Source organism: Lichenihabitans sp. Uapishka_5, from assembly GCF_033947565.1.
Lineage (GTDB): Bacteria > Pseudomonadota > Alphaproteobacteria > Rhizobiales > Beijerinckiaceae > Lichenihabitans.
On record NZ_JARPVX010000003.1, the window covers coordinates 42,448 to 60,822 of the forward strand.

Below are 18,375 nucleotides of genomic sequence, written 5' to 3' on the forward strand. Positions count from 1 at the left end.
TGCTGATGCGGACAAGCTGGCTGGGCGTTGCCGCCATTTTAAGCACGGCCGGGCCGGCCATGGCGCTCGACAAGGTCAGCTTCGGCACCAACTGGCTGGCCGAAGCCGAGCATGGTGGCTTCTACCAGGCGGTGGTGGACGGCACCTATGCCAAATACGGCCTCGACGTCACCATCGTGCCGGGGGGTCCGCAGGCCAATAACGGGCTGCTGTTGCCGGCCGGCAAAATCGACTTCTACATGGGCGGCAACATGATCTCCGCCTTTGCTGCGGTGGAACAGAACATCCCGACCCTGGTGGTGGCCGCCTTCTTCCAAAAAGACCCGCAATGCGTGCTGTCGCATCCAGGCGTCGGCCATGACACATTCGCGTCGCTGAAGGGCGCCCCGATCTTTCTCGGCAAGGAGGCCCTTGCCTCCTTCTACGCCTGGATGGTGTCGGCCTACGGGTTCTCCGAAAACGACGTGAAGCCCTATACATACAACACGGCCCCGTTCATCGCCGACAAAACCGCCGTGCAGCAAGGTTACGCGACCTCCGAGCCCTATGCGGTGGAGCAGCAGGCCAGCTTCAAGCCGAACGTCTTCTTGCTGGCCGACCAGGGCTTCTCGACCTATGCCACCACCATCGAGGCGCGGCTCGACACCGTGACGCAGCACCCCGACCTCGTGCAGCGCTTCATCGATGCCTCGGCGGTGGGCTGGTACCACTACCTTTACGGCGACAACCATGCCGCCAATGCGGCCATCAAGAAGGACAATCCCGACATCACCGATGCCGAGATCGCCTTCGCGATCGAGACGATGAAGCACTACGGCATCGTCGATTCCGGCGACACCAAATCGCTTGGCATCGGCGCCATGACGGACGGCCGGCAGAAGGATTTTTACGACGAAATGGCCAAGGCCGGTGCCGTTCCGGCCGGGCTCGACTATAAAAAGGCCTACACGCTGCAATTCGTGAACAAGAAGGTCGGCCTCGACCTGCTGCCGAAACCCTGAAACCAATGGGGTCGCCAGCACCATGCCGCCCATGACCGATGCCGCCGTCGAGGTCCGACATCGTCCCGCACCGGTGCTGGTGTCGCTGCGCGGCGTTTCCAAGACGTTCCCGAACGGCACGGTGGCGCTGAGCCGCCTCGACCTCACCGTGCAGGCGGGCGAGTTCCTGTCGCTGATCGGCCCTTCGGGCTGCGGCAAGTCGACGGCACTGCGCATGCTGGCGGGGCTGACCGAGCCCTCAACCGGCGCGATCAGCTGGACGGGCACCCGCCCGGAGATCGGCTTCGTGTTTCAGGAGCCGACGCTGATGCCCTGGGCCAGCGTCTTCAACAACGTGTGGCTGCCGCTTCGCCTCCGCGGCATCGGCAAGGCGGAGGCGCGCCCCCGCATCGAAGACGCGCTGGCCATGGTGGGGCTCGAGTCCTTTGCGGCGTCCTACCCGCGCGAACTGTCGGGCGGCATGAAGATGCGCGTTTCGATCGCCAGGGCGCTGGTGCTGCGCCCGCCGCTGTTGCTGATGGACGAGCCCTTTGCGGCGCTCGACGAGATCACCCGGTCCCGCCTCAACGACGACCTGATGCGGCTCGCCGCGGAACTCGGCACGACCGTCGTGTTCGTGACCCACTCGGTCTATGAAAGCGTTTATCTGTCGAGCCGCATCGTCGTCATGGCGGCCCGTCCGGGGCGAGCCGTGGCCGAACTGGCCGTCGAAGCGCCACGCGAGCGCGACGAGGACTTCCGCACCACGCCCGTTTATGCCGAGACATGCCGCCGCGCCTCGCGGGCGTTGCATGCCGCCATGTCAGGGCAGGACGCGCTATGACGGTGCTCAGCGCCCCCGAACCGCTGGTGGAGGCGGAGATCCCGGCCGAACCCTTGGGCTTCAGGACCCGACGCCTGCTGCCCCATCGCGCCTCCGAAGTGTTGCTGCCCGCGGCCGTGTTCCTGCTGGCTCTCCTCGGCTGGGAGGCCATCGTGCGGCTGCGCGGCATCCCACCCTATATCCTGCCGGCGCCCAGCCTCATCGTGGCCACGCTCGTGAAGGACTGGGGCGTGCTGTCGGCCGCGCTGCTGGTGACGCTCGGAACAACGGTCGAAGCCCTGGGGCTTGCGATTGCCGGAAGCCTCGTACTGGCGATGCTGTTCGCCCAGTCTAAATGGATCGAGCGCGCATTCTTCCCCTTCGCCGTGGTGCTGCAGGTGACCCCTGTGGTGGCGATCGCACCGCTGCTGCTGATTTACCTCGACGGCCATACGGCGGTTCTGGTTTGCGCCTTTCTGGTGGCCTTCTTTCCGATCCTGTCCAACACCGCCCTCGGGCTCGCCTCGACCGACCACAACCTCGTGGAGCTGATGGAGCTGTACCGGGCCCCGCGCTGGCGGCAGATCCTGCTGCTCCGGCTGCCAGCCGCGATGCCGTATTTCCTTGGCGGATTGCGGATCGGCGGCGGTCTCGCGCTGATCGGCGCCATCGTGGCCGAGATCGCGGCCGGTTCGGCCGGCCAAGGCTCGGGTCTCGCCTTCCGGATCGTCGAGAGCGGGTTCAGGCTCAACATCCCGCGCATGTTCGCCGCCTTGACGTTGATCTCCTTCACCGGAATCGTGATCTACCTCGCCTTCGGGGCGCTTGGCCACCTGGTGCTGCATCGCTGGCACGACAGTGCCAGGTCGCGCGGACAATGACGGAACCACGCGGCATGATCGAAGCCATCCGCCCGCCAAGGCACCTGCGCCATTGGTGGCTGAAGGACATCCGGGTGCCGGCCTGCCTGATCGCGGTTCCCGACGCCGTCAGCGACGCCGAAGGCTTGACGCGGGTCGACCTCGAGGTGGTGGACGACACCATCGCGACGCTGCGACCGGCAAGCTGGGATCGGCCCGAAGCGGCGATCTTTCACGAGCCTGGACTGCTGCTTCCGGCGTTCGTCGATGCCCACACCCATCTCGACAAGGGCCACATCGCGCCCCGCGCGCCCAATCTGAGCGGCACTTTCGCGGGGGCGCTCGAGGCGGTGCCGCGAGACCGTGAGGCGCATTGGACGGCTTCCGATGTCAGCGCCCGCATGCACTTCGCGCTCGCGAGTGCCTATGCACACGGCACGCACGCCATCCGCACCCATCTCGACTGCAAGGACCAGCAGACCCGCATCTCCTACGAGGCCTTCGGGGCCGCCAGGGACGCATGGCGCGGCAAGGTCGAACTGCAGGCAAGCCCGCTGTTTCCCATCGATCTAGCGCTCGACGATGTGCACATGCGGTCGGTCGGCGAGATGGTCTCGACGTTTGGCGATTGCCTCGGCGCCGTGACATTCCCCGGGCCGGCCTTGCAGCCGGGGCTCGACCGGCTGTTCCGCCTCGCCGGCGACAAGGGTTGGCGCCTCGATTTCCACGCCGACGAGACCGACGACCCCGGCGTCAATACCCTGGCCGCGATCGCCCAGACGGCGCTCGACCACCGCTTCGATGGCCCTATCCTGGTCGGCCATTGCTGCAGCTTGAGCCTGTTTCCCGACGAAGAGCGCAAGCGCACGATCGACCTCGTAGCCCGGGCCGGCATCAGCATCGTGTCGCTGCCACTCTGCAACATGTACCTGCAGGATCGCTACCCGGGTCGCACGCCGCATTGGCGTGGCATCACGGCCCTGCACGAACTCAAGGCGGCCGGCGTGCCGGTGCTGATCGCCAGCGACAACACGCGCGATCCCTTCTACGCCTATGGCGACCTCGACATGGCCGAGGTGTGGCGTTTGGGGACCCGGATTGCGCAGTTCGACCACCCGTTCGGCGTCTGGGCCGGTACCGTCTTCACCACGCCGGCCGAGGCGCTCGGCTTGCCCGACGCACGGCTGCGGGCCGGATCACCGGCCGATTTCCTCGTCGTGCCGGCGCGCTCGCTTTCGGAATTCATGGCCCGCCCGGCCCTGCCCCGCACCGTCATTCGCGGCGGCGTGGCAATCGACGCCACCTTGCCCGGCTACGAGCGGCTCGACCAACTGGAAGGACTGCGGCCATGAGCCGACCCTACGACATCGTCGGCCTGAAGGCTGCGCTCGAAGGGCTGCGGCTCGAGGACAATCCGGCCCTGGTGAAGCAGAAGAGCCGCGACTTCTTCTGGTATTCCCCGATCCTGAAAAGCCAGCTCGACGCGGTGGTGGGCGACCTTGTGGTGACGCCGCGCAACACGGCCGAAGTGGTGCGCATCGTCGAGGCCTGCCACCGCCTCGGTATCCCGGTCACGCCGCGCGGTTCCGGCACCGGCAACTACGGCCAGGCCATGCCGCTGTCGGGCGGCGTCGTGCTGAACATGGCCGAGATGCGGGACATCACGCAGATCGGTCCCGGGCGGGTGGTCTGCGGGCCCGGTGCCATCATGGCCGAGATCGATGCCGCCACCCGGGCGCATTCCGGCCAGGAATTGCGGATGCATCCTTCCACTTACGCGACCGCATCGATCGGTGGCTTTCTGGCGGGCGGCTCGGGCGGCGTCGGCTCGATCAACTGGGGCGGCCTGCGCGACCTCGGCAACGTGTTGTCGGTCGAGGTCGTCACCATGGAGGCGAGCCCGCGCGTGCTGCGTCTCACGGGTGCCGACCTCGCCAAGGTGATGCATGCCTATGGCACCAACGGCATCATCACCGAGGTCGAGATGCCGCTGACGGCCGCCTATGATTGGGTCGACATCATCGTCGGCTTTCGGGACTTCGCGGCGGCGGCTCGCTTCGGCAATGCGCTCGGCGAACAGGACGGCATCCTGACCAAGCTGATCACCCCCATCGCGGCGCCGGTGCCACAACGCTACTTCCTGCGCCATCGCGCTCTGGTGCCCGACGGTGCTTCGGTCGTGCTGGTGATGCTGGCGCCGCACGCCCGTGATGCCTTCGCGCTGTTCTGCAAGCGTTTCGGTGGCGCCGAGATCCTGTTCGATGCGGGTGCCGTCCCGACCGTCGACCGCGCCGGCCTGCCCAGCAACGTGGAACTATCTTGGAACCACACGACGCTGCGGGCCCTGCGGGTCGATCCCGCCATCACCTACCTGCAGGTGCTCTACCCGTTCCCGGACCAGCTTGCGCTTGTTGATGCCATCCACAAGCGCTTCCCAGACGACGAGGTGATGGGCCATTTGGAATTCGTGCGCTTCGATGGCCGCATCACCTGCTTCGGCCTGCCGCTCATTCGCTTCACCGATGCGGCACGTCTCAACGCCATCATCCGCATCCATGAGGATATGGGTGCGCCGATCTTCAATCCGCATCGTTACACGCTCGAGGAAGGCGGCATGAAGCAGACCGACGACGTGCAACTCGCCTTCAAGCGCGAAGCGGACCCGCAGGGGCTGCTGAATCCGGGCAAGATGGTGGCGTGGGACAATCCCGACTTCGATTTCGCCTCGGGTAAAACTTACCTGTATCCCAGCCTCGAGCCCAGCCGAGCGTGAGAATCCTGGTCGTCTCGGCACATCCGGTCGAGACCAGCTTCGTGGCCTCGCTACATCACCACAGCGTGTCGGTGCTGCGGCGGGCCGGTCACGACGTGGACGACTGCGATCTTTACGCCGAAGGCTTCGATCCGGTCATGCGGCGGGCGGAGCGCCTCGCCTACCACGATGTGGCGTCCGATCGCGCCGAGATCGACGGCTACCTTGGCCGGATCCGCGACGCGCAGGCGCTCCTGTTCGTGCATCCCGTCTGGAATTTCGGCATGCCGGCGATCTTGAAGGGATTTCTCGACCGGCTGTTCGTTCCCGGTGTGGCCTTTGCGATCGACGAGTCGGGCCGATTGGCACCGAAGCTCGATCATCTGGTCCGCTATGGCGCGGTTTGCACCTATGGTGCGTCGTCGCTCGTCGCCACCCTAATGGGCAATCCGCCAAAACGGTTTATGCAGCGCGGCATGCGGGGCTATGTCGGACGCGCCTGCCCCTGTAGCTACCTCGCTTGCCACGACATGAACCGCACGACCCCGGAGAGCCGCGCGGTCTTCATCCGCAAGGTGGAGGCGGAGCTGACCCGCTGGTAGCCGGGCCAGCCTGCCGTCAGTGAACGCGCGCCTTGAGGCCGTCGATCTCGCGCTGCAGCAGAGCCGAGGCCCCGCTGCCCTGCGGATCGTCCCGCAGCACCGTGCGCGCCGCCTTGACGGCGGCATCGGCCGCGGCAGCCCGGACGTCGGCGGCCGCCTGCGTTTCCGCAAGGGCAATCTTCTGCTCGGCCTGCTTGGTACGACGCGTCACGAAATCCGCCATGCGCACTTCGGCATCTTTGGCCATGGCTTCGGCATCGAGCCTGGCCTGCGCCACGATCGCAGCAGCTTCGTGCTCGGCTTCGGCCGCCTTGCGCTTGAAGCTGTCCAGCACGGCGGCGGCCTCATCGCGCAGGCGTTTGGCCTCGGCGAGCTCGTTCGACACCCGCTTCGAGCGATCGTCGAGCGTCGTGGTCAGCCGGCTATGGACGCCCACATAAGCCAGCAGGATCAGAAAGACGACAAAGCCGAGGGCAACCCAGAATTCTGCGTCGAAATGCATGGTCCTGGTCCTCAGCTTGCCTTGGCGACGGCGGCGCTGACCTGTTGGCGGTCTGGCGCGCGGCCGGTCAGGTGATCGACGATCGCAGCGGCGGCGTCCTCGGCGATGGTGGCGACGTTGCTCATGGCACGGGTCCGGGTTTCCTGGATCTGCGCTTCGGCCGTCGCCAGCTTGGCATTCAGGTCGGCCTCGACCGCGTGCCGCTTCGCCTCGGACGTCGCATGAAGCTTATCATGCTGTTCCTGAGCGAGGGTCTGCGACCGAACCCGCGCGTCGGCCAGGGTCTTGTCGTAGGTTTCACCCGCCGCCTTGGCTTGCGCCTGCATGGCCGCGGCTTCACCGAGATCCTTCGCCAGCCGATGCTTACGGGCTTCGAGGATGCCCTCGACGCGCGGCAAGGCCACGCGGGACATCAGCCAATAGAGCGCCCCGAAGATGAGCACCAGCCAGATGATCTGAGGCAGGAAGGCGTGCGAGTCGAAGGGCGGAAATACGCCCGCCTGATGGGTGGCGTCGCCAGCGATCTCGGTTTTCACGACGGCGGCTTCCGCTGCTTGTTCGGGAGTGGCCATAAGGCGGGAACACAATCAACACAGGAGTTCGAAAGGAGGCAGCCGGACGCGGAACGCATCCGGCTGCCGGCCGAATCACTTCACGAAGAGCAGCAGGATCGCCACGAGGAACGCGAAGATCCCGAGGCCTTCCGCCAGGGCCGCGCCGATGAAGGCGCGACCGAACTGGCCGTCGGCGGCCGACGGGTTGCGCAGAGCGCCGGTGAGGAAGTTGCCGAAGATGGTGCCGACGCCGATGGCGGCCGCACCCATGCCGATGGCCGCGAGGCCGGCGCCGATGAACTTGGCAGCGTCCATGTAGGCCGCGGCCATCTCACGAGCAGCTTGGGGATCCATTGATAAACTCCTGAAGTGAAGGGGGCCGACGTTTGTTGTTGAGATCTTTATCAGTGGCCCGGATGGATTGCGTCATTGAGGTAGACGCAAGTGAGGATGGCGAACACATAGGCCTGCAGCACGGCGACCAGCAGTTCGAAGGCCGTCAGGATGACGATGCCGATGAATGGCAAAGGCGCCAGCAAAGCCGTCGCGACACCGCCGCCAAGCAGCAGAACGATGAAGCCGCCGAAGACTTTTAGAGTGATGTGGCCCGCCAGCATGTTGGCAAACAATCGAACCGACAACGAAATCGGCCGTGCCACGAAGGAGATCACCTCGATCAAGATGATGAACGGCAGGATCAAAGGCGATACGCCCGACGGCGCAAAGAGATGCAGAAAGCCCGCGCCGTGCTTTGCGATGCCGTAGATGATCACCACCGCGATGACGAGCGCCGCCAGCGCAAAGGTCACCACGATCTGGCTGGTCACCGTGTAACTGAAGGGCAAGAGGCCCAGCACGTTGGCGAAGAACACGAACATGAAGAGGCTGAACACGAGCGGCATGAACCGCATGCCGTCCTGACCCGCCGTGCCGCGCACCGTGTCGGCGACGAATTCGTAGGTCATCTCGGCAGCGGACTGCAGGCGGCCCGGCACGAGCGAGCGGCGCGACGTGCCATAGATCATCAACAAGGACGCAAGCCCGAGGATGATCACCATCAGCAGCGACGCATTGGTGAAGGACGCATCGTAACCGAACGGATGAAGGTTGAAGATCCGCTCGACGTTGAACTGATGGATCGGGTCGATTGCGTTTTCCGGCACGCCGATTTCCTCATCTCCCTACCGCCCCGCTCTGGGGCGCGCTGGCTCGAAATGCGGCACAGGCGTGCCGCTTCCGTGGCCACGGCGGGTCTTGGATCGGCTCTTACCGGCTTTGTTTCGGCCTGTGAACCGGAAAAGCAGCCCGGTAACGCGGCGCTGCCAAGTTTCTGTGGGCGGCCGTCAGCGGGGGCCGAGACCCTGGGTCGGCTTGGTGGCGATGCGGTACACCGTCCAGAACCCTGCCGCGGTTCCAAGCATCAGCAACAAGATCAGCAGAATCGGCGACGTGCCGAACCACTTGTCGCATTGCCAGCCGATCAACCCACCGACCGCGACCGCCGCAACGAATTCCGACATTACCCGAAAGCCGGTGCTCATGGCGCCACCGAGGCTGTTCGGGCCGGACAGCGGCGTAGCGGCGGGTGCCGACGGGATGGCATTACGCGCCTCGAGTTCGTTCGACAGCTTGGCGAGCCGGTCGCGCATGTCGTCGTGGTTGTCGTCGCTCATCCGCGCCTCCCGCTTGCGTGCCGGCTTCGCAGCCTCCACAATCGCTGTGCGGCACTGGCGACGATGCCCGTCCGGGATGCATCCCGTGGTCTGGGGTGACGTTAGGAAGCCCTGTTTCGGCCTGTCAAGCGCAGTGCTGTCCGAGCAGGGCTCCGCAAAGTCCGCAGCCCCTTGCTTTCGAGGCCCTCATGTTGACATGCCGCCCAAGGCGTTTCGCGGTGCTGTTGCTCATCGGGCTGGTGGCTGGGCCGGCCTCGCCCGCTTGGGCCGAAGGCCTGCGGTCGGCCGTCGTGTCGCTTGCGCTTTGGAGCGACGGCAGCGTGTTCCGCTCCGAGGCCAACGGTGCCGCCCGGGTGGTGGCTGATCGTTATGGCCATGGTGGCCCGGTGATCGTCCGCGCCAACACCAGGAAGTCTTTCGCGGCCGGTCCGCGCGGCATGGTGCAGGCGATGGCCCGGGCCGAGCGCGGCATGGACACGGCGCATGACGTGCTGTTTCTGATTCTGTCGTCGCATGGCGCGCCGCAAGGCATCGCCGAGAAGGGCGGCCGCATCGCCGGCCTGCTGGCTCCCGAGGCGCTCGGGGCCATTCTTCGGCACAGCGCCTATCGGCATAAAGTCCTCATCGTCTCCGCCTGTTACGCCGGGATCTTCACGACGCTGGCGAACGATACGACGCTTGTGCTGACCGCGGCCGATGCGACCCATCCCTCCTTCGGCTGCGAGGAAGGACGGACCTGGACTTATTTCGGCGATGCCTTCTTCAACACGGCTCTGCGGCAAGCCGGGCCCCTGCCGGAGCGCTTCGAGGCCGCCAAGGCTCTCATCCGCAGTCGGGAAGAAGCGCAGGGCTTCGATCCTTCCAATCCGCAGATCGCCGGCGGGGCTGCCGTATTGCCCTTGCTGGACGGCGAGTGACTCTGCGTTGCATGGATGGCGACGCGTTCAGGCCTAACGTTCTGTCAGCTTGAGCCTTTCGCCGGTCGCCTCGTAGAATGGCGTTCCAGACCCCATCTATGCTAGATGAACGAAAGCGTTGCGGCAGGACACGCCCACGCTCTTGCGGTCCCGCCCGCGTCGGCAACCGCCCGAACAGGAAAGACCATCGACAATATGGCTGAAACGCCTTCGCCGTCGGAAGCGCCCGCTCCCAATGCTTATAGCGCCGATTCGATCAAGGTCCTGCGCGGCCTCGACGCTGTTCGCAAGCGCCCCGGCATGTATATCGGCGACACCGACGACGGGTCGGGCCTGCACCACATGGTGTATGAGGTGGTCGACAACGCCATCGACGAAGCACTCGGCGGTCATGCCACGCTGGTAACGGTGACGTTGAATGCCGATGGCTCCGTTTCGGTGACCGACAACGGCCGCGGCATTCCGACCGGCATCCACAAGGAAGAAGGCGTCTCGGCCGCCGAGGTCATCATGACCCAGCTGCACGCCGGCGGTAAATTCGACCAGAACTCCTACAAGGTGTCGGGCGGCCTGCACGGTGTCGGCGTTTCGGTGGTGAATGCCCTTTCGACCAAGCTGACGCTGCGTATCTGGCGGGATGGCAACGAACACGAGGTCGAGTTCGCGCATGGCGACGCCGTGGCGCCGCTCCGGGTGGTGGGACCGGCCGGCGAGATCGACGGCCAACCCAAGCGCGGCACGGCGGTGACGTTCTGGCCATCGCCCGAAACTTTTACGATGATCGATTTCGACTACGGCACCATCGAGCACCGGTTGCGCGAACTCGCCTTCCTGAATTCCGGCGTCCGCATCATCCTGACCGACCGTCGCTCGGCGGAACCGAAGCAGGAGGAGTTGTTCTACGAGGGCGGCCTCGAGGCCTTCGTCCGCTACCTCGACCGCACCAAGGCGCCGCTCCTCGACAAGCCGATCCTGATGCGCGGCGAGAAGGACGGCATGACGGTGGAATGCGCGCTCTGGTGGAACGACAGCTACCACGAGAATGTGCTGCCCTTCACCAACAACATTCCGCAACGCGACGGTGGCACCCATATGGCCGGGTTCCGGGCTGCGTTGACCCGGCAGGTGACCGGCTATGCCGATCGCTCCGGGACGAGCAAGAAGGAGAAGGTCGACGTCACGGGCGACGATTGCCGCGAGGGCTTGAGCTGCGTGCTGTCGGTCAAGGTGCCGGACCCGAAGTTCTCGTCGCAAACCAAGGACAAGCTGGTTTCGTCCGAAGTGCGCCCCGTGGTCGAAAGCATCGTCAACGAGACCCTCGGCCAATGGTTCGAGGAACACCCGGCCGAGGCCAAGACCGTGATCGCCAAGGTGGTGGAAGCGTCTGCGGCCCGCGAGGCGGCCCGCAAGGCCCGTGAGCTGACGCGCCGCAAGGGCGCGCTCGACGTCGCCAACCTGCCCGGCAAGCTCGCCGATTGCCAGGAGCGCGATCCGGCCCTGGCCGAGCTGTTCCTGGTGGAGGGCGACTCAGCCGGCGGCTCCGCCAAGCAGGGCCGCAACCGGGAATATCAGGCCGTGCTGCCCCTGCGCGGCAAGATCCTGAACGTGGAGCGCGCCCGCTTCGATCGCATGCTGTCGAGCCAGGAGATCGGCACCCTGATCACGGCGCTTGGCACCGGCATCGGCCGGGATGACTTCAACCCGGACAAGTTGCGCTACCACAAGATCATCATCATGACGGACGCTGACGTCGACGGCTCCCATATTCGCACGTTGCTGCTCACCTTCTTCTTCAGGCAGATGACGCAACTCATTGATCGCGGACACATCTACATCGCCCAACCGCCGCTCTACAAAGTGCGCCGCGGTTCGTCCGAACAATATCTGAAGGACGAGCGGGCCCGTGAGGACTACCTAATCGGCAACGGGCTCGACGGCGCCGTGCTGCGGGTGGCAACGGGCGAAGAGCGGGCCGGCGCCGATCTGCGTGGCGCCATCGACGAAGCCCGGCTGGTGCAGGCGGTGCTGGCGCAGCTGCATTCGCGCTACAACCGGGGCGTCGTCGAACAGGCCGCCATCGCGGGGGCGCTGGTGCCGCTGCACAGCTTCGCGGACGAAGACGCGGATGCCATGGCGCATCGGGTGGCCGAGCGCCTGAATGCCCTGGCGGACGAAACCGAACGCACCTGGCAGGGTCGCATCGAGAATGGCGGCTACGTGTTGAGCCGCATGGTCCGCGGCGTGCCGGAAGCCCAGGTGCTGGATGCCGGGCTGCTGGCGTCCGCCGATGCACGACGGTTGGCCGAACATGGCGTCGGTCTGAACGATACCTATGCCAAGCCGGCCACTTTCGTGCGCAAGACCGACCAGACCACGATTGCCGGCCCAACGGCGCTGATCGAGGCCGTGATGGCGGCCGGTGGCAAGGGCATCAGCCAGATGCAACGCTACAAGGGCCTCGGCGAGATGAATCCCGAACAGCTTTGGGAAACCACGCTCGACCGCAACGCCCGCTCGTTGCTGCAGGTGAGGGTCAAGGAGGTCGATGAGGCAGACGACATGTTCGTCAAGCTGATGGGCGATGTGGTCGAGCCGCGTCGCGAGTTCATCCAGGAGAATGCCCTCAACGTCGCCAATCTCGACGTCTGAGCAGGCGCGTTCAACCGTGGTGAGCGGATCGGCTCCCCGCATCCGCTTCGACGCGGTACGGCGATGGTTGTTCGATGCCGCTTGGCCATTCTGGGCCCAGCATGGCGTCGACCGGCTGCATGGCGGCTTCGTCGAGCACCTCGACCTTACAGGGCGCGACGCGGGCGTCGGCTTCAAGCGTATGCGCAGCCAAACGCGGCAGACGTTCTGCTTCACCCAGGCGGCGCTTCTCGGCTGGGAGCCGGGACGCGCGGTCGCCGATCATGGCTGGGCGTTTCTGCAGACGCACGGGCGTCGGCCCGATGGCGGCTGGGTGCGGCGCATGGGCCGGGACGGCGGCAGGCTCGACGAAACCTTCGACGCCTATGAGGTGGCGTTCGTGTTGTTTCTGCACGCGTGGCGCTACCGGTTGACGCCCGAGCCGGCGCTCGTAGAAGCGGCGATCGGCATCGTGGCGATGTTGGATCGCCATCTTGGCCGACCTGACCAGCAGGGCTGGCTGGCCCAGGAGGGCTGCGCGACGCCGCTCCAACAAAACCCCCACATGCATCTGATGGAAGCGGCGGTCGAACTGGCGCTTGCGACCGGTGACCCGCGCTTCGCGACCTTGACGCGCCGGGTCGCCGACCTCGCGCTCGACCGCATGATCGACCCCGAAACCGGAGCGCTGCGGGAGTTCTTCGACGCAACCTGGCAGCCGCTACCGGGCGATGAAGGGCGGGTGGTGGAACCAGGCCACCAGTTCGAATGGGTGTGGCTGCTGCTGCGCGCCGAGCCGGTGCTGGGCAAGGCGGTGGCGGGGCCGGCCACCTTGTTGTTCGATTCGGCGCAACGCCATGGTGTCCACCCAGAGACAGGGCTCGTTTACGACAGGGTGGATGTTGACGGCCGACTTCTCGATCCACATCATCGGCTTTGGGCCCAGACCGAGGCGCTGAAAGCCTGCTTGGCCATGCTGGAGCATCTCGGCCACGACACCCGGCCCCGCATTGCGGCCTGTGTCGACGTTCTGCTGGACCGCTACCTGCACCCTGCCGAGCCGACCGGCACCTGGATCGATCATCTCGCCGCTGACGGCGCACCAATGGTGGACAAGATCCCGGCCACGACGCTCTACCACATCCAGCTCGCCTTCGCGGAACTGCTGCGGCTTCAGCCCCGGCTTGAGGCGGCTTGAACCAACGCGTCCAACCGGCGTGGCAAATCGGAACGGCGCACCGGCTCGCACCCGGCGCACGCCGATGCGGTCTCGTCGTCCCGTCTTAGCAGCAGCCGATGCGGCACGCCTGCGGCCGCCGCCGCCTGCATGTCGGAGCCTCGGTCGCCGACCATCACGGCTTCGGGCAACCCGATCGCCAGCCTGGCTGCCACCGCCTGCAGCATACCGGGCTGCGGCTTTCGCCAAACATGGTCCTGGCGATAGGCGGAAAGCGGTGCCTCGGGATGGTGCGGACAGGCCAGCACAAAGACGAGGCGGCATCCAAGGCGCGCCAGGGCCGCATCGATCACGGCCTGCACGGCCGCAAACGCGTCCCAGCCGAACAGACCGCGGCCGACCCCAGACTGGTTGCTGACGATACCGGCCGTGCAACCATCGCGGCAGGCGGCCGCCACGGCCACAAGGCTTTCGGGGATCAAACGAACCTCGTCGGGCCGGTGCGGATACCCCGTATCCTCGATCAGCACGCCATCACGGTCGAGAAACAGGCATGGTCGGCCGGCGGCTGTGGACACGCGGTAGTCGGCCCAGCATCCGTCCGCCATGATCACGCTTGGCCGTCCCGATCCTGGCACCTCGGAGAGAATCGGCTATCTGTCGATTGCATTCGCCTGAAGGGATAAAGATGAATCGCAGACTCCTGTTTATCCTGCTGATCGTGCTGCTCGTCGTCGTGCTGGCCTGGGCGCTCGATCACGTGTTGTTCCCGACCCTGCCGGTGCCGGCCGGCGTACCGTCCATCACGAAGTAGCGGTGCCGAGCGGGCCTGGACGCAGGCGGGCGAGGTCGAAGGCCGCCATGTCGCGGATCAGCTCGACGAAGGCCGCCGCTCCGTAGTCGGCCGCCTGCTCGCCCTTTTCGACAGTTGCCGCGGCGGCATTGCCCATGGCGCCGCTTGGGGAATTGTCCTGTGCGGTCCAGCCGAACCCGACCGGCTGCGTTACCCGCAACCATTTGAACTCCCGCTCGATCGCCATGCTGTCGGGCCGAAAATCCTCGGACTTGTCGCGCCGAACCAGATCCGGCCGGAATGCCAACATCAACGACGTCTCGACCTCGCCGGCATGGATGCCATGCGTCCGCTCGACCGGGCCCGCGACGGTTTCCGGATAGCCGAACCGATGCCACGACGCGGTGGCGACCAGCATACCGTGGCTGACCCGCAGGTCGCGCGCCACGATATCGAGGCTGGTGACATTGCCGCCGTGGGAGTTGAGCAGCAGCAGTTTGCGGATGCCGGCGCGATGTACGCTTTCGCCGATTTCGGTCCAGGCCCGGATCACGGTGGCGGCCGACAAGGTCAGCGTCCCCGGAAAGGCGACATGCTCGTTGGATTTGCCGATCGGCTGCACCGGCAGGAACAGCACGGGCAAATCGTCCGGCATGGTGGCCGCGACGCGGCGCAGATACCCCTCCATGATGAAGGTATCGACCCCCACCGGCAGATGCGGCCCGTGCTGCTCGACGGCCGCCACCGGCAACACCGCAATCGTGTTGCCTAGGTCGGCGGCAGCGAAATCGGGCCAAGCCCAATCCATCCAGAACTTCGACGCGACCATCGCCCTGCCCTTCAAACCCGCGCCGCCATGGCTTCGATCTCCACCATGAACTCCATGCGGGCAAAACCCGACACGATCATCAGGGTGGAGGCCGGCGGCGGATGGTCGGCGAAATAGCGGTCGCGCACCGCCATATAGCCCTGCAGGTGCTCGCGCCCCGTCACGAAGGCATTGATGCGGACAACATCGGCGAGCCGCATTCCGGCCTCAGCCAGGATGGCCCCGATGGCGTCGAAGCACAGCGCCGTCTGTTCCTCCACCGTGAGCGGGATCTCGGCCGTGGTGGAGATGCCCAGCTGCCCCGAGCAAAACACGAGCCGCGCGCCGGCCGGAACCGCGATCCCATGCGCGTAACGGGCAAAGGGCGGGTGGAGGCCCGGTGGGTTCAACGTTTTCAGCATGGCGTCACGCTAGGCCGGCCCGGGCGGAGCCGCAAGCCGGCGGGGCGCCAAGCCTGGGGAGCAGGTTCGTTCCCGGGGCCGGCGACCACGTCGATAGGCGTGATCCGTCTTTGCGAGGCGTCGAAGGCGCCGCGGCACCTCAGCCCGACGCCGCAGGTTTGGATGGCTTCGCTCCGCTCGCCATGACGGCTGGGGCGCGACCGGCCCTCAGACCCAGCCCATCAACTCGCGCTGCACGATCGACTCGATCACCGCCATGCCGTCCGGCGAATCGTTCAAACATTCGATGCGGGCGAATTTCTCGCCGCCGCCATGCATGAAATATTCGGCGTTCTCGCCGCCGATCTCCTCGATGGTTTCCAGGCAGTCGGCCGAAAAGCCGGGCGTGATGACGGCGAGGCGCTTCACGCCCTTGGCGGCCAGCGCCTTGATGGTTTCGTCCGTATAGGGCTGCAGCCATTCGGAGCGACCGAAACGCGATTGGAAGGTCAGCATCAGCTTGTCGGGACCGAGCCCCATGGCTTCGCGCAGCAGGCGGGCCGTCTTGGCGCATTGGCAATGGTAGGGGTCGCCCTTCAGCAGGTAGTCCTTCGGCACGCCGTGGAAGGACGCGATGATGACCTCTGGTTCGAAGTCGAGCTTTGCCAAGCCGTCCCGCAGCGACCGGGCCAATGCCGCGATATAGGCGGGCTCGTCGTGGTAGGCGGGCGCGACGCGCAGCGCCGGCTGCCAACGCATCGTCATCAGCGCCTCGAACGCCTTGTCGCAGGCGGTGGCCGAGGTGGCGGCCGCATATTGCGGGTAGAGAGGCACCAGCAGGAACCGGTCGCAGCCCTGGGCCTGCAGCCGCTCCAGCGCGGAGCGGATCGAAGGATTGCCGTAGCGCATCCCCCATTCGACGGCGACGCGGCCCACCGCTGCTTCGCCCAGCAAGCCACCCGCGATGCTGGCCGCGAGCTTGTCGCTTTGGCCCCGCGTGATGGTTTTCAGCGGGCTTTCGTTCAGCTCGCGATTCCAGATCGTGTCGTAGTCTTTGCCTTTGCGGCCGGGCCGCGTCGTCAGGATGATGCCGTTGAGGATCACCCACCAGAGGGCCCGGGGCGCCTCGATGACACGCTTGTCCGACAGGAACTCGGCGAGGTAGCGCCGCATCGACCAATAATCGGTGGCGTCAGGCGTGCCGAGATTGCTCAACAATACGCCGACCTTGCGAGGCATCACGGCGGGGTGGCCGGTCGGCAGCGGGCCGGTGGCCGCCATGGCGGCCCGGGCGGGGGCGAGCGCGACCGTCATGCCGCCACCTGGGGCGTGAAGCCGGTCCGCAGGGCGTGGGCCCAGTCCGGTCGGCCGGCGTCGTCGGCGCGCGCGGCGGCGGCCTCGTGCGGATAAGGGAGCGCGAACATTTCGATCATCGGGGTCGAGTCTGTTGTTTCGAGAATGGCATAGCGGGCCAAGGACGACCCGGATTCGGAGATATGGGGCGGGTTCGTCGAATCGTCGTCATAGGCCGGGCATCCGACGCTGCCGGGGTTCAGCACCCAGCGGCCGTCCGGCAGGCGCAGCATTCCGCCGATGTGGCTATGCGCCGTCAACACCACCGATGCCGTCAGATCGCCGAGGCGGCGCGCGACCGTTTCCGCGGATGCCCGCACCAGGTGGCGACCATGCTGGTCTTCGAGCAGATAGGCCGCGTCGTCATCCGGCCGCGCATGCAGGGCCACGATGCCGTCGTCGAGCCGCAGCAGCGCGGGTCGGCTGCCCAGCCAGGCGCAATCGTCCTCGGACAACCGCTCCCGGGCGAACCGATCCGAGGCGCCGAGTCCAGCCGACGATCCCAACGCGACGGTGCGATCGTGATTGCCCCGTGCGGTCGGCCAGTCGAGGCGCCGCAACAACGCCAGCGTCTCGGCAGGCCAAAGCGGGCCGGACACGCAATCGCCGAGGTTCACCACCGCATCGACGCCGCGCCTGCCGAGATCGGCGATCACGGCCTCGAGCGCCGGCAGGTTGCCATGGATGTCGGCCAGCACGGCCAGCCGGGTCACGCCGTATAGCCGTGGTGGACTGGCCCATGGCCGCCACCGACCGACAGCTTGTCGCTGAAGCGCAGTGCGCCGGTCAGAAAGGCTTTGGCCTCTGCCACCGCCTCGACCAGCGCCGACCCTTGCGCGAGCTTGACCGCGATGGCGGACGACAGCGTGCAGCCGGTGCCGTGGGTGTTGCGGGTCGCCAGTCGCTCGGCCGCGAACCGATGATGACGCTCGCCGTCGAACAGGATGTCGACCGCCTGTTTGCCGGCCAGATGGCCACCCTTGACCAGAACGGCTTTGGCGCCGCGGGCATGGATGGTTTCGGCGATGCGGCGCATCGCGACCTCGTTCTCCGGCACGGGTGCGTCGGCCAAACGCGCGGCTTCCGGCAGATTCGGCGTCACCACGGTGGCCAAGGGCAGCAGAACAGTCCGCAACGCGTCCACCACCCCCGGCGCCCCCAGACTGTCGCCGGAGGTCGCCACGAGCACGGGATCGAGCACCACGTAAGGCTGTCCCTGCGCGGCAAGACGATCCGCGACGGCCGTCACGATGGCGCCGGTCGCCAGCATGCCGATCTTCACGGCGTCAACCCGCACATCCGCGTAGATGGCATCGATCTGCGCCTCCAGAAAATCGACCGGGGGCACGTGCACGGCCGAAACGCCGCGCGTGTTCTGCGCCGTCAACGCGGTCAACACCGCCATGCCGTAGCTGCCCAAAGCCGCAAAGGTCTTCAGGTCGGCCTGAATGCCGGCGCCGCCGCTCGGATCGGATCCGGCGATGGACAGGACGTTGGCGATCATCGGCATCCGTCGGCGACGCGAAAGGGCATGGACCTATTTAACATTCCG

21 protein-coding genes are annotated in these 18,375 nt (G+C 66.2%); 10 read left to right on the forward strand and 11 right to left on the reverse strand.

The annotated features are described in order from the left end of the window. Positions 1–5: 5 nt before the first annotated feature. The 6 genes from P7D22_RS02150 to P7D22_RS02175 are packed head-to-tail and all read left to right on the forward strand — an operon-like array spanning position 6 to position 6,017. On the forward strand, positions 6–1,001 hold the full coding sequence (locus tag P7D22_RS02150; RefSeq protein ID WP_442916013.1) for an ABC transporter substrate-binding protein: 996 nt from the start codon (positions 6–8) through the stop codon (positions 999–1,001). A 31-nt stretch (positions 1,002–1,032) separates the two neighbouring features. Next, complete coding sequence (locus P7D22_RS02155) at positions 1,033–1,824, forward strand: ABC transporter ATP-binding protein (RefSeq protein ID WP_319932559.1); 792 nt, start codon at positions 1,033–1,035, stop codon at positions 1,822–1,824. Further along, positions 1,821–2,684, forward strand: coding sequence for an ABC transporter permease (locus P7D22_RS02160; RefSeq protein ID WP_319932560.1), 864 nt, complete (start codon positions 1,821–1,823; stop codon positions 2,682–2,684). Before P7D22_RS02155 ends, P7D22_RS02160 begins: the two co-directional genes overlap by 4 nt. A gap of 14 nt (positions 2,685–2,698) precedes the next feature. After that, the gene (locus P7D22_RS02165) at positions 2,699–4,015 is read left to right on the forward strand and encodes a cytosine deaminase (RefSeq protein ID WP_319932561.1); all 1,317 of its coding nucleotides are present in this window, start codon (positions 2,699–2,701) and stop codon (positions 4,013–4,015) included. After that, a complete protein-coding gene (locus P7D22_RS02170) occupies positions 4,012–5,436 on the forward strand; it encodes an FAD-binding oxidoreductase (RefSeq protein ID WP_319932562.1) in 1,425 nt (474 codons plus the stop codon). The genes P7D22_RS02165 and P7D22_RS02170 overlap by 4 nt, the downstream gene beginning before the upstream one ends. Then, entirely contained in the window at positions 5,433–6,017 is a 585-nt protein-coding gene (locus tag P7D22_RS02175; protein ID WP_319932563.1) for an NAD(P)H-dependent oxidoreductase, read from the forward strand. The genes P7D22_RS02170 and P7D22_RS02175 overlap by 4 nt, the downstream gene beginning before the upstream one ends. 16 nt (positions 6,018–6,033) lie before the next feature. On the opposite strand, the gene P7D22_RS02180 is transcribed toward P7D22_RS02175, so the two are convergent. The 5 genes from P7D22_RS02180 to P7D22_RS02200 all read right to left on the reverse strand — a co-directional run bounded on the left by P7D22_RS02180 (position 6,034) and on the right by P7D22_RS02200 (position 8,746). After that, positions 6,034–6,519 (reverse strand): F0F1 ATP synthase subunit B family protein, encoded by a 486-nt coding sequence (locus tag P7D22_RS02180; RefSeq protein WP_319932564.1) that lies wholly within the window; start codon positions 6,517–6,519, stop codon positions 6,034–6,036. Between the two features lie 11 nt (positions 6,520–6,530). Continuing rightward, entirely contained in the window at positions 6,531–7,091 is a 561-nt protein-coding gene (locus tag P7D22_RS02185; protein WP_319932565.1) for a F0F1 ATP synthase subunit B, read from the reverse strand. Between the two features lie 75 nt (positions 7,092–7,166). Further along, the gene (locus tag P7D22_RS02190; protein WP_442916009.1) at positions 7,167–7,427 is read right to left on the reverse strand and encodes a F0F1 ATP synthase subunit C; all 261 of its coding nucleotides are present in this window, start codon (positions 7,425–7,427) and stop codon (positions 7,167–7,169) included. A gap of 50 nt (positions 7,428–7,477) precedes the next feature. After that, the gene (locus P7D22_RS02195; protein ID WP_319932566.1) at positions 7,478–8,236 is read right to left on the reverse strand and encodes a F0F1 ATP synthase subunit A; all 759 of its coding nucleotides are present in this window, start codon (positions 8,234–8,236) and stop codon (positions 7,478–7,480) included. 180 nt (positions 8,237–8,416) lie between these two features. Continuing rightward, positions 8,417–8,746 carry an AtpZ/AtpI family protein gene (locus tag P7D22_RS02200; RefSeq protein WP_319932567.1) on the reverse strand — a complete coding sequence of 110 codons (330 nt, stop codon included), beginning with the start codon at positions 8,744–8,746 and terminating at the stop codon, positions 8,417–8,419. A gap of 218 nt (positions 8,747–8,964) precedes the next feature. Between P7D22_RS02200 and P7D22_RS02205 the strand changes: the two genes are divergently transcribed. The 3 genes from P7D22_RS02205 to P7D22_RS02215 all read left to right on the forward strand — a co-directional run bounded on the left by P7D22_RS02205 (position 8,965) and on the right by P7D22_RS02215 (position 13,489). Beyond that, on the forward strand, positions 8,965–9,663 hold the full coding sequence (locus tag P7D22_RS02205) for a C13 family peptidase (RefSeq protein ID WP_319932568.1): 699 nt from the start codon (positions 8,965–8,967) through the stop codon (positions 9,661–9,663). A 195-nt stretch (positions 9,664–9,858) separates the two neighbouring features. Next, a complete protein-coding gene (gene gyrB, locus P7D22_RS02210; RefSeq protein WP_319932569.1) occupies positions 9,859–12,312 on the forward strand; it encodes a DNA topoisomerase (ATP-hydrolyzing) subunit B in 2,454 nt (817 codons plus the stop codon). A 19-nt stretch (positions 12,313–12,331) separates the two neighbouring features. Beyond that, entirely contained in the window at positions 12,332–13,489 is a 1,158-nt protein-coding gene (locus tag P7D22_RS02215; protein WP_319932570.1) for an AGE family epimerase/isomerase, read from the forward strand. On the opposite strand, the gene P7D22_RS02220 is transcribed toward P7D22_RS02215, so the two are convergent. Beyond that, a complete protein-coding gene (locus P7D22_RS02220; RefSeq protein WP_319932664.1) occupies positions 13,465–14,076 on the reverse strand; it encodes a D-glycero-alpha-D-manno-heptose-1,7-bisphosphate 7-phosphatase in 612 nt (203 codons plus the stop codon). The genes P7D22_RS02215 and P7D22_RS02220 overlap by 25 nt on opposite strands. An 80-nt stretch (positions 14,077–14,156) precedes the next feature. Between P7D22_RS02220 and P7D22_RS02225 the strand changes: the two genes are divergently transcribed. Next, entirely contained in the window at positions 14,157–14,282 is a 126-nt protein-coding gene (locus tag P7D22_RS02225; protein WP_319932571.1) for a hypothetical protein, read from the forward strand. Here P7D22_RS02225 and P7D22_RS02230 read toward each other — a convergent pair. The 5 genes from P7D22_RS02230 to thiD form a co-directional block, all read right to left on the reverse strand. Continuing rightward, the gene (locus P7D22_RS02230) at positions 14,272–15,090 is read right to left on the reverse strand and encodes a creatininase family protein (protein ID WP_319932572.1); all 819 of its coding nucleotides are present in this window, start codon (positions 15,088–15,090) and stop codon (positions 14,272–14,274) included. The genes P7D22_RS02225 and P7D22_RS02230 overlap by 11 nt on opposite strands. An 11-nt stretch (positions 15,091–15,101) precedes the next feature. Then, complete coding sequence (locus P7D22_RS02235; protein ID WP_319932573.1) at positions 15,102–15,491, reverse strand: RidA family protein; 390 nt, start codon at positions 15,489–15,491, stop codon at positions 15,102–15,104. A 207-nt stretch (positions 15,492–15,698) separates the two neighbouring features. After that, entirely contained in the window at positions 15,699–16,784 is a 1,086-nt protein-coding gene (hemH, locus tag P7D22_RS02240) for a ferrochelatase (protein WP_442916010.1), read from the reverse strand. After that, the gene (locus P7D22_RS02245; RefSeq protein ID WP_319932574.1) at positions 16,781–17,536 is read right to left on the reverse strand and encodes a metallophosphoesterase family protein; all 756 of its coding nucleotides are present in this window, start codon (positions 17,534–17,536) and stop codon (positions 16,781–16,783) included. Before P7D22_RS02245 ends, hemH begins: the two co-directional genes overlap by 4 nt. After that, positions 17,533–18,327 carry a bifunctional hydroxymethylpyrimidine kinase/phosphomethylpyrimidine kinase gene (gene thiD, locus P7D22_RS02250; protein ID WP_319932575.1) on the reverse strand — a complete coding sequence of 265 codons (795 nt, stop codon included), beginning with the start codon at positions 18,325–18,327 and terminating at the stop codon, positions 17,533–17,535. Before thiD ends, P7D22_RS02245 begins: the two co-directional genes overlap by 4 nt. Positions 18,328–18,375 lie beyond the last annotated feature (48 nt).